5 protein-coding genes are annotated in these 11,866 nt (G+C 67.9%); 2 read left to right on the forward strand and 3 right to left on the reverse strand.

Going from position 1 to position 11,866, the window contains the following annotated elements; genetic code table 11:
• Positions 1-118 precede the first annotated feature (118 nt).
• From EX88_RS0104415 to EX88_RS0104425, 3 genes are all read right to left on the reverse strand, one after another.
• Positions 119-2,518, reverse strand: coding sequence for a TonB-dependent receptor (locus EX88_RS0104415; RefSeq protein ID WP_031370788.1), 2,400 nt, complete (start codon positions 2,516-2,518; stop codon positions 119-121).
• A 121-nt stretch (positions 2,519-2,639) separates the two neighbouring features.
• Positions 2,640-5,660: a beta-phosphoglucomutase gene (gene pgmB / locus EX88_RS0104420; protein WP_036148016.1), complete on the reverse strand. Its 3,021-nt coding sequence runs from the start codon at positions 5,658-5,660 to the stop codon at positions 2,640-2,642.
• A gap of 263 nt (positions 5,661-5,923) precedes the next feature.
• Positions 5,924-6,949 (reverse strand): LacI family DNA-binding transcriptional regulator, encoded by a 1,026-nt coding sequence (locus EX88_RS0104425; RefSeq protein WP_036148018.1) that lies wholly within the window; start codon positions 6,947-6,949, stop codon positions 5,924-5,926.
• 342 nt (positions 6,950-7,291) lie between these two features.
• Here EX88_RS0104425 and smc point away from each other — a divergent pair, with 342 nt between their 5' ends.
• Both smc and zipA read left to right on the forward strand, forming a co-directional pair.
• The gene (gene smc / locus EX88_RS0104430; protein ID WP_031370791.1) at positions 7,292-10,795 is read left to right on the forward strand and encodes a chromosome segregation protein SMC; all 3,504 of its coding nucleotides are present in this window, start codon (positions 7,292-7,294) and stop codon (positions 10,793-10,795) included.
• Positions 10,796-10,994: 199 nt separating this feature from the next.
• Positions 10,995-11,765: a cell division protein ZipA gene (gene zipA / locus EX88_RS0104435; RefSeq protein WP_031370792.1), complete on the forward strand. Its 771-nt coding sequence runs from the start codon at positions 10,995-10,997 to the stop codon at positions 11,763-11,765.
• Positions 11,766-11,866 lie beyond the last annotated feature (101 nt).

Genomic DNA, 11,866 nt, shown 5'->3' on the forward strand with positions numbered 1-11,866 from the left:
GGGCGACAGTTTCCGGCAAGGCCGGCGCGAACGGTGAGGTAAGAGGAGACCGTGCAGGCGACATCGGGCCGCCCCGTGGAACTCCGCGCCGCCGCCGTGCGGCGACGCGGAGTCTGGATCACCAGCGGTACGTGGCCGAGAACAGGTAGGAGCGGCCTGCGATCGGGCGGCCCATGAACACGCCGCCGGTGGCCGCGCCGGGCACGCGCACGTTGCCTTCGGTCAGGCCGAGTTCGTTGGTGACGTTGCTGCCGGTGAGCGCGAACTCCCAATTCTCGCCGACGTGCATGTTCGCGCCGACGTCGAGCGTGTGGTACGAGGGCAGCTTCTGGGTGTTGGCCAGGTCGGCGTAGCGGTCGCCGATGCGCGAGTAGGTCGCGAACACCTTCAGGTCGCCGAACGGCAGGTTCCAGAAATAGCTCGGGGTGAAGCGGAACTGCTGCTTCGGCTGGCGCATCACCTGGTTGCCGGTGAACTCGCGGTAGTTCTCGTACTTGGCGTCCAGCCAGATGCCGGTCAGGGCCAGTTCGAGCCCGCCGACCGGGCGCACCGCCGCTTCCACTTCCACGCCGTAGGCTTCCGAATCGCCCGCGGTGGTGAAGTTGGTGCCGTCGTCGAGGAAGGCCTGGAACGGCGAGTTGGTGAAGCTGTTGTAGAACCCGGTCAAGTACAGATCGTAGACCGAGTTGCCGGCCTTGAAGCCGAGTTCGTACTGGTCGATTTCCTGGGTCTTGGTGTTGCCGTCGCGCAGGTTGTCGAACGCCGGCAGCTTGTAGCCGGAGTTGGCGCGCGCGAACAGGCTGGCGCTGTCGTTGAGCTTGTAGTTCAGGCCGAGGGTCCAGGAGAAATGCTTGTCGTCCTGGTCGATGCGGCGGGAAGTCGGCAGCGACACCGAGGTGGCATTGTCGTAGAGCGTGTTCGGATTGCCGTCCAGATCGACCGAGGCGACGTCGTGCACGGTGCCGTCGACCTGCTGCCGCTCGTAGCGGATGCCGCCGTCCAGGCGCAGGCGGTCGTTGATCTGCCACTCGTCGGCGAGGAACACCGCGGTGTTCTGGCCGTCGTAATCGCCGCGCAGCGAGAAGAACGAAGTGCCGGTGAAACCGTCGCGGGTGACCTGGCGGCCGTCGGCGAGGCTCAGATCGATCCGGCGCGCGTTGTTCTGCGCGGTCAGCAGCATGTTGTTGCCGAGGTACCAGGTGTCCTTGGACGAGTAACGCGCGTAGTAGACGCCGGCGGTGAGGGTGTTGCCTTCGAACAGGTCGCGGCTGAAGCGCAGGTCGTTGGTGAACGATTCCAGCTCCTTGTCGACCACCCAGAAACCGGCCGTCAGCACCTGCTGGTTCGGGTCGACTGCGCCGCCGCCGTTGACGTAGGTGGCGGTGCCGGCGCTGCCGTAGCCGGCGATGAAGTCGGCCATGGTCTTGGGGCTGGCGCCGGTGAACAGGCCGTTGGTCGGCGCGCTGCCGCTGACGTAGTTGACCCGGTCGCTGATGGTCCAGTCGCCGACGTAGAAGTCCATCGACGCGCCGAACACGTCGAGATTGATGCCGCGGCCTTCGGCGAGGTCGCGGGTGATGGTCTGGCCGTTCGGACCGGTCGGCAGGGTCACATGACGGAAGTCGTTGCCGAGCAGGGTGCCGGTCTGTGCGTCCAGGCCCGGGAAGCTCGACAGGCTGCTGCCGTTGTTGCGCGAAAGCAGCGGGATCGGAGTGAAGAAAGCGTTCTTGTCGTTGGTGTGGCGTGCGTAGACCGTCACTTCGCCGCTGTCCCAGCTGTGGGTCAGGGTGGCGCTGAGCTGGCCGCCCTTGTCGGCCGGGAACTGGGTGTCGCGCACGCCGTCGGTGGTGCGGTAGAAGCCGCCGACGCTGTAGTACCAGCCTTCGCCGAGCTTGCCGCTGTTGAACAGGTCGACGCGGCGCAGGTTGTCGCTGCCCAGGCCGACGCGGACGCTGCCGGCCGGCTCTTCGCCGCCCTTCTTCTGGATGAAGTTGACCGTCGCGCCGGGCTGGCCGTTGGAGAAGATCGGGCTCGGGCCGCCGCGCAACACTTCCATGCGCTCGATGGTGTCGTCCATGCGGAACAGGGTCGAGTTCTCGAGGAAGGACAGGGTCGGCGGCGGGTACAGCGGCGCGCCGTCCATCTGCACGGTCACGAAGGGGGCGTCGCCTTCCGAGGGCATGCCGCGCACGAAGATGTTGGCGCCGGTGCTGCCGCCGGCCGATTCGGCCCAGATGCCCGGCACGACCTTGAGCGCGTCGGCGGTGCTCAGCGGCACCGCTTCCTGGATTTGTTCGAGCGAAGCGGTGGTGATCGAGAAGCTGGCGTCGCGCTTGCGGATGCCCTTGAAGCGCGCGGTGCCGCTGACGATGACCGCGTCGAGGGTGGTCGCCGATTCGCTGCCGCTTTCGGCCTGCGGCGCCGGTGCCGGTGCCGGTGCCGCTGCGGCGGCCTCCTGGGCCAGGGCGTAGCCCGGCGCCAACGCGGCGGCGATCGCCGCGGACAGTGCGAAACGCATCAGTTGGCGTTGCTTGGTAGACGTGTGCTGCATCGTGTTCTCCCCACTCATCTTGTATTGGTTATGCAAACGGATCGATCGGTGGTGGTATCCCCGCCGCGGCAGTACTTGCCGCGCGCGGTCAGGGCAAAACGAAAGCGTCCAGGTCGAAGGAGGCGATATCCGGCAGGCAGGCATCGGCGCGCGCCAGAGCGAGGGCATCGCCGATGCCGACCGCGGCCATCCCGGCCGACTTGATGGCGACCACGCCGGCGGCGGCGTCTTCCAGGCCGATGCACTGCGACGGCGGCACGCCGAGCGCGGCGGCGACAGTCAGGAAGATTTCCGGGTCGGGCTTGGCGCGGGCGATGCGCGCCGAGTCGGCGATGCAGTCGAAGCGGTCGGCGATGCCGAGCCGTTCCAGCAGCGCGCCGGCGTTGCGGCTGGCCGAGGCCAGGCCGAGCTTGAGGCCGCGTGCGCGTGCCTGTTCGAGCAGGCGCTCGACGCCGGCGAACAGATCCTTCGGCGCGACCTCCCGGATCGCTTCGACGTAGTAGGCGTTCTTGCGTTCGGCCAGGGCGAGCTTTTCGTCGCGGCCGAGCACGCGCCCGGCATGGCGCAGGATGATGTCGAGCGAGGCCATGCGGTCGACGCCCTTGAGTAGTTCGTTGACCTGCTCGTCGAACGGCAACCCTTCCTCGTCGGCCATGCGCTTCCAGGCGCGGTAATGGGTCTGGGCGGTGTCGGTGAGCACGCCGTCGAGGTCGAAGATCAGGGCGCGGGCCGGACGCGGAAAGGCGAGCGGGGCGGGGCCGCCGGGGGCCGCCAGCGGCGCCCGCAGGCTCGCACCGAGATTCAGTTCGATGCCGCGGCCTTCGTGTTCGATCGTCAGCGGCGCGCCTTCGAGCAAGCGGTATTCGACGCCGTCGCGGCTCACCCGCAGGCGCAGGCGCCGGCCTTGCCAGCGCAAGCCGAAGCCGTAGCCGTTCCAGCCGGCCGGCAGGGTCGGGGCGAAATGCAGCGCACCGTCGACCGCGCGCAGGCCGGCGAAGCCGGAGACCAGGCCGAGCCAGGTGCCGGCCAAGGCCGCCATGTGCACGCCGTGGTCGGTATTGCCGTGCAGGTCGTCGAGATCGACGCGCAGGTTTTCGGCGAAATACTTCGCCGCTTGTCCGGCATGGCCGACTTCGCTGGCGAGGATGCCGAACACCGAGGCCGACAGGGTCGAGTCGTGGGTGGTCACCGCTTCGTAGTAATCGAAGCTGCGGCGCTTGACCTCGGCGGGAATGCCGTCGCCGGCCAGCACCAGGGCCATGATCACGTCGGCCTGCTTGCAGACCTGATGGCGATAGAGGGTGAGCGGATGGAAGTCGAGCAACAAGGGGCGATGCTCGCCCTCATGCTTCGGGAACGGCCAGCGCGGCTTGTCGAGGAAGGTGTCGTCCTGGGCGTAGATGCCCAGGGCTTCGTCGTAGTGCAGGTACATGGCCTCGCCGGCGCGGCGCCAGCTCTCGACTTCGTGCGCGTCCAGGCCCAGCCGCGCCGCCAGCTCCGCGACTTGTTGCGGGCGCTCGCGGTGCAACTGCTGCCACACCTGCACCGCGCGCAGCAGGTGCTGCTGGGCCATGCGGTTGGTGTAGAAGTTGTTGTCGACCAGGGCGGTGTATTCGTCCGGGCCGGTGACTTCGTGGATGCAGAACGCGCCGCCGCGGCGCGGGTTGAAATGGCCGATCTGCGGCCAGATGCGCGCGGTCTCGAACAGGATCTCGGCGCCGCTTTCGAGTAGGAAATCGACATCGCCGGTAGCGTCGACATACAAGCCGATCGCGTAGGCGACCGCGGCGTTGATGTGATACGCCGCCGAACCCGATGGATAGTGCGCCGAGCATTCGCCGCCGGTGATCGTGCGCCACGGGAACAGCGCGCCGCGCGGATGGTTCATCTCGCGTGCGTGCCGGCGCGCCGGCTCCAGCGCGAGGTAACGCGCATGCAGCATGGCGCGGGCCACCTCCGGTGCGGTGTACACCATCACCGGCAACATGAAGGCTTCGGTGTCCCAGAAATAATGGCCTTCGTAGCCTTCGCCGGTGAGACCCTTGGCGGCGGTGCCGTTGACGCCGTCGCGGCCGGCCGATTGCAGCAGGTGGAACAGGTTGAAGCGCAGCGCCTGTTCGGCGGACGCATCGCCATCGATGAATAGTTCGGCGCCGTCCCAGAATTCGGCCAGGGCAGCGGCCTGTTGCGTGGCGAGGGCATCGAACCCGGTGGCGACGGCGCGTGCGACCGCCTGCGTCGCGCGTTCGGCCAATTCGCTGTCTTCGCTGCCGCTGGCGTAGGCGACGAATTTTTCCAGGGTCAGCGAAGCGCCGGGCTGCAGCGCGCCGTCGTAGCGTTGCAGCACGTGTTCGTCGGCGCGTTCGGCGTTGCCGAAACGCAGGCCGTCGCTGCGGCCGTGCGCCTGGGCGCAGGCCACGCGCACGTTGCTGTGGCGGGTCGATTGCAGGACGTGGGCACCGTGCTCGTCGGCCTGCGCCGACAACAGGCGCAAGCCTTCCGACACCGCCACGCCGATGCGCGGGTCGTCGCCCTGTTCGGCGGCCTGGTGGCCGCATTCGATCGCCGAGGCCAGGCTCAGCGGGCCGCTGTAATCGATCGATTCGACCCGGTAACGGATCGCCAGCAGGTCGACGCCGGATATCGCGGCGTCGAAGGGCAGCACGCGTTCGGCGTGGATCTGCAGGGTCTGGCCCTGGGCGGTGCGCAGATGCAGGCGACGGCTGAGGCGGCCGCTGCGCAGGTCGAGTTCGCGTTCGAACCCCAGCCACTGCGCGGCATCGATATCCAGGCGTTGGTCGCCCAGCCAGACCGCGATGCGCTGGCCGTCGGCAACCGGCAGGCGGGTGTCGGTGCTGCGGGCGAAGCCCGGGAATCGTTCGTGGTAGTGGATCGGGTGCTTTTCGTAGACCGAGGCCAGGAAGCTGCCGTCACTGCCGCCGTCGGCTTCCTCGAAGCCGCCGCGCACGCCGAGCGAGCCGTTGGCGAGGGCGAACAGGGTTTCGTCGCGGCGGCGCCGGGACGGGTCGAAGCGGTCCTGGCGCAGGCGCCAGGCATCGGCCTCGGAGGAAGCAGGGGGGAGGTGCGGTGCGGCTTGGGGCTGGATCACGCGGCGGGACCTGAGTGCGTCGTTGCCGCGGACCGTAGAGAGGCGTTGTTATCGATGTCAAGTTATCGATAACAATCGACTTCAATAGTGTGCCTCAGTGCTTGTTTTCCAAGGCCGGTAGTCGCGTTCCTGGCAAGGCTTAAACGATGTGAATCAGCGATTTAAGCGATTGTTGCGGTGCGGGAAAATCCGCCCGGCTTCGACCCCTTACGATGAAGTTCGCGTTGCGATGCAGCATCGCGCTGCGCATCGGGCCGAAACGCTCAGGTGACGCGCGCCACCAGGTGGGTCGGCAGGATTTCCGACTGCGCAGGGCGGCCTTCGATCATCGCCAGGATCTTGCGCGCCAGCGACACGCCGGCGTCGACGAAGTTCTGGTGGATCGAGGTCAGCGGCGGCAGATAGGTCGCGCCGAGCGGGGTGTCGTCGTAGCCGATCACCGAGACGTCCTCCGGCACCCGCCGGCCGCGCTCGATCAGGGCGCGGATCGCGCCGATCGCCAGCAGGTCGCTGGCCGCGAACAGGGCGTCGAACTGCGGGTGCTCGTCGAGCAATTGGTGCACCGCCTGGGCGCCGGCGCTGACGGTGAAGTTGGCCACGTTCGGGGTCAGCGGCACGATGCCGTGCTCGGCCAGAGCCTCGACGAAACCGTCCAGGCGCTCGGCGAATTCGCCGTGGGCGCTGTCGCCGAGGAATACCGGCCGGCGCCGGCCCAGGGCCAGGAAGCGCTCGGCGGCGAGCTTGCCGCCGCGGTGGTTGTCGCTGCCGACCACGACCTGGGTCTCGTGGCGGCTGACCGCGCCCCAGACCACCATCGGCCGGCCCCAGCGCTGCACCTCGTGCATGGCGTCTTCGTGCGCGCCCTGGCCGAGCAGGATCACCCCGTCGGCGGCCTGCACGCTCGGCAGGGCGCCGCCCTGCAGTGAGGTCAACAACACGCTGTAGCCGGCCGAGGTCAGCTCCTGGCTGATGCCGCCGAGCAAGTCCAGCGGGTAGGGCCCGGACATCTGCCGCTCGACGGTCGGCTTCATCTCGACCACTACCGCCACGGTCATGCTGCGGCGCAGGCGCAGATTGCGCGCGCTGATGTTGAACTGATAGCCCTGTTGCTCGGCCAATTCCTTGATCTTGGCCCGGGTCTCGGGATTGACCAGGGGACTGTCGCGCAGGGCGCGCGAGACGGTGATCGCGGAAACGCCCGCCAGCTCGGCCAGATCGGCCATGGTCAGGTGTTCGCCGGCCTTGCGGGCCGGATTGGGGTCGCTCGGACGGCTGCTGCGAGAGCTCATGCGATGCCGTGTCACTCCCTGTCATGGCGGCGGGCGAATGCGGTCGATTCGCCGAATCGGCCATGTTTACCATGAACGCGTGGCGGGACGGAGCCCGTCCGGCGCGGCGGCGGGCAAATCGGCGCGGTTCGGCACAGGCCGCCGGCAGGTCGGCGCCACGGCCGCCTGAGGCAGCGCTGAAGCCGTTCGCGGCGAGCCTCGCGCTGGCCCGCTATACTCGCGAGGGAGCGCCGTCCAAAGCGGTATCTCTTCCAAGTGATTCAATAACTTGGGTATGTTGTCTCATCCATTTTCACGTTTTCACGGCGGCGCCGCCCGGCGCGCCAGGGACCACACCCGCGCATGCGTCTGTCCACGATCAAGCTGTCCGGTTTCAAGTCCTTCGTCGATCCGACCACGCTGCATCTGCCCACCAACATGACCGGTGTGGTGGGGCCCAACGGCTGCGGCAAGTCGAACATCATCGACGCGGTGCGTTGGGTCATGGGCGAAAGCTCGGCCAGCCGCCTGCGCGGCGACTCGCTGACCGACGTGATCTTCGCCGGCTCTTCGGCGCGCAAGCCGGTCTCGCAGGCCATGGTCGAGCTGATCTTCGACAACTCCGACCACACCATCACCGGCGAATTCGCCGCGTTCAACGAGATCTCGGTCAAGCGCACGGTCAGCCGCGACGGCACCAGCCAGTACTACCTCAACGGCGGCAAATGCCGCCGTCGCGACATCACCGACCTGTTCCTCGGCACTGGCCTGGGGCCGCGCAGCTACTCGATCATCGAGCAGGGCATGATCAGCCAGATCATCGAGGCCAAGCCCGAGGACCTGCGCGTTTATCTCGAAGAAGCCGCCGGCATTTCCAAGTACAAGGAACGGCGCAAGGAAACCGAAACCCGTATCCGCCACACCCGCGAGAACCTCGACCGCCTCAACGATCTGCGCGAGGAAGTCGGCAAGCAGCTCGAACACCTGCGCCGCCAGGCCCGCCAGGCCGAGCAGTACCAGGCGATCCAGGCCGAGCGCAAGGTCAAGGACGTGGAGTGGAAGGCGCTGGAATACCGCGCCCTGGACCAGAAACTGCAGAGCCAGCGCGAGCGCTTGTCGCAGCAGGAAACCCGATTGCAGCAATTGATCGCCGAGCAGCGCGAGGCCGAGCGCGAGCTCGAGACCGGGCGCGTGCGCCGCGAAGAAGCCGCCGAAGCGCTCAACAAGGCGCAGGCCGCGAGCTACGAGGTCGGCGGCGTGCTGGCCCGGGTCGAACAACAGATCCAGCATCAGCGCGAAATGTCCGGACGCCTGCACAAGGCGCGCGACGAAGCGATGGCCGCCCTGGCCGAGATCGGCGAGCACATCGGCAGCGATCAATCGCGCCTGGACGTGCTGCTGGCGGCGGTCGCCGATGCCGAGCCGCGCATCGAGGCGATGCGCGAGGACGACGAGGCGCGTCAGGACGCGCTGCGCGATGCCGAAACCAAGCTCAACGACTGGCAGCAGCGTTGGGACGCGCACAGCCGCGAACAATCCGAAGCCGCGCGCGCCGCCGACGTCGAGCGCACTCGCCTGGAAGGCCTGGACCGCCAGACCCTGGAAGCCGATCGCCGCCGCGAGGCGATGACTGCAGAACGCACCGGCCTGGACGTCGCCGCGCTCGCCGAGGCTTTCGAGCAATTGCAGAGCCAGCACGACCTGCAGAAGGAATCGCTGGAAAGCCTGACCGACGAGTTGGAGACCCGTAAGGGCACGGTCTCGGACCTGCAGGAGCAACAACGTTCGACCCAGAACCAACTGGCCGAGGTGCGCAAGCAGGCGCAGACCTCGCGCGGCCGTCTGTCCTCGCTGGAAACCCTGCAGCAGGCCGCGCTCGGCCTGGAGCAGGGCGCCGCGCTGACCTGGCTGCAGGCGCGCGGGCTGGATTCGGCGCAACGCGTCGGCGAAACCCTGACCGTCGAGGCGGGCTGGGAAAACGCGGTCGAAAGCGCGCTCGGCCAATTGATCGAGGGCGTGCTGGTCGAATCGCCGGAAGCGCTGGTCGATGCGATCGGCGAACTCGGCGAAGGCCGCCTGACCCTGGTCTCGCCCGCGCGCGACGACAGCGTTTACGCGCCGACCTCGCTGGCCTCGAAGGTGCAGGGCCCGGCGGCGATCCGCCGCCTGCTGTCGCGCCTGCACGGCGCCGACGACCTGGCCGCGGCGCGCGCGCTGCAGCCGTCGCTGGGCGCGGAAGAAACCGTCATCACCCGCAACGGCGAGCGCCTCGGCGCCGGCTGGGTGCGGGTGCTGCGCTCCGGCGCGGCCAAGCAGGGCGCGCTGCTGCGCGAGCGCGAGATCCAGAGCCTGCGCGCCGAGATCGAGACCTTGCAGAGCCGCGAGCGCGAACTCGAACAGATCCAGATTCAGTTGCGCGACCGCCTGCTGGCGTCCGAGCAACAGCGCGAGGACGCCCAGCGCGCCCTGTACATGGCCCACCGCGGCGTGTCCGAACTCGCCGGCCAGTTGCAGAGCCATCAGGGCCGCCTGGATTCGGCGCGCAACCGCATCGAGAAGATCGATGCCGAACTCGAACAACTGCTGATCCTGATCGACGCCGGCGGCGAGCAGGCGCGCGAAGCGCGCACCCGCCAGGAAACGGCGATCGAGCGCATGGGCGAGCTGGAAGACACGCGCCTGGAGCTCGAATCCGAACGCCGCCGCTTGTTCGAAGCGCGCGACGCCGCCCGCAACGCCGCGCGCGAATCGCGCGACGCCGCGCATGCATTAAGCCTGACCCTGGAAACCCAGCGCGCCCAGATCGCCGGCCTGAGCCAGGCGCTGGAGCGCATGGGTGGCCAGCGCGGCCAGCTCGATTCGCGCCTGGGCGAACTGTCGGCGCAGCTCGCCGACGGCGACCAGCCGGTGGTGGCGCTGGAGCAACAGCGCCAGGTCGCGCTGGAACAGCGCGTCGTCGCCGAACACGACCTGACCGCCGCGCGCACTGCGCTCGACGGCATCGACAACGACCTGCGCAAGTTCGAGCAGACCCGCCAGCAACGCGACGAGCAGGCCCTGCAACAGCGCGAAGCCATCGGCCAGCGCCGCCTCGAACAGCAAGCGCTGGTGCTCAAGGCCGAAACCCTGACCACGGCCATCGCCGAGGCCGGGGCCGTGCTCGAAGACGTGGTCAATGCGCTCGACGAGAACGCCGAACCGCAGGTCTGGGAGCGCACGGTCGCCGAACTCGACGGCAAGCTGCGGCGCCTGGAACCGGTCAACCTGGCCGCGATCGCCGAACACGCCGAGGCGGCGCAGCGCAAGGACTACCTCGACGCCCAGTTCACCGACCTCAACACCGCGTTGGAAACCCTGGAAGATGCGATCCGCAAGATCGACCGCGAGACCCGCGGCCGCTTCAAGGACACCTTCGACCGCGTCAATTCCGGCGTGCAGGAACTGTATCCGCGCCTGTTCGGCGGCGGCCACGCCTACCTGGAACTGACCGGCGAAGACCTGCTCGACACTGGCGTGGCGATCATGGCGCGCCCGCCCGGCAAGCGCGTGTCGAACATCTCGCTGCTGTCCGGCGGCGAGAAGGCGATGACCGCGGTGGCGCTGGTGTTCGCGATCTTCCGTTTGAACCCGGCGCCGTTCTGTCTGCTCGACGAAGTCGATGCGCCGCTCGACGAAGCCAACGTCGGCCGCTTCACCGCGATGGTCAGCGAGATGAGCGAACAGGTACAGTTCCTGTTCGTGAGCCACAACAAGGCGACGATGGAAGCCGCGCAACAACTCTCCGGCGTGACCATGCGCGAGCCCGGCGTCAGCCGTCTCGTCTCGGTCGACCTGGCCGAGGCGACGCGCCTGGCCGGTGCGGCCTGAGTCGGGAACGTACCGGGTAGGTGCCGGGAATGGAGAATCGGGAATGGTTCACAACCGATCTCTCCGTCCTGTCATGCCATCATCCATCGTCTGATTTGAATCTTAGGAACGGGAAACAGGAAACGCAGAATCGCAGGCCGCCATCGTCGCTCTCCGATTCTCGATTCCCCATTCCCGATTCCCGCACTAGGAGAAACCGATGTCCGACGTGACACTGCTGCGGATCGGCATCCTCATCGCCGGTCTGATCCTGATCGGCGCGATCGTGTTCTTCGGCCGCCCGCGCAAGCCGGGGCAGGGCAAGCGCGTCGCCCGTGAGGAAGCGCCGCGTACCGGCGAACGCAAGCCGGGTACCCGCCAGGAGCCCTCGCTGGGCGAGCAGATCGAAAACGAGCTCGGCGAATCCTCGACCGTGCCGGGCGAGGCCACCACCCAGGCCGAGCTGGAACTGTTCGACCGCACCCTGGAAGGCGGCGCCAATGCCGCCAACAGCGATCTCGGTCGTCGCGTCAGCGAAGAGTTCGACAAGATCGTGACCTTGTATCTGGCCGCGCGCGCCGGGCAGAAGCTGCACGGCCCCGACATCGTGGTCGCTGCCGAAAAGGCCGGCCTGGTCTATGGCCACATGGGCGTGTTCCACCGCTTGGTCGAAGGCCACCCCGAGCGCGGTCCGGTGTTCAGCGTCGCCAACATCATGAAGCCCGGCAGTTTCGACATGGCGACGATCCAGTCGCTGGAGACCCCGGCGGTGGCGTTCTTCCTGACCCTGCCGGCGCCGATCCCGGCGCTCGACGCCTGGGAGACCATGCTGCCGACGGCGCAGCGCATGGCCGAGTTGCTGGATGCGGTGGTGCTGGACGAGCAGCGCAATGCCCTCGGCCGCCAGCGCATCGCTCATTTGCGCGACGAACTGCGTGCCTACGATCGCCAGCGCGAAGCGCCGCCGTTGAGCAAGCCGACGCGTTGGTGAACCGATAGCGGCGCTATTCGCGCCGCTGCGGTGTTGCAGGGTTCGACCTCAGCTTTCCTGTAGGAGCGGCGTCCCAACAGGGATTTCCTACGGTCATGAGC

This window comes from Lysobacter antibioticus (assembly GCF_000731095.1).
In the GTDB taxonomy this organism is placed as follows: Bacteria; Pseudomonadota; Gammaproteobacteria; order Xanthomonadales; family Xanthomonadaceae; genus Lysobacter; species Lysobacter antibioticus_B.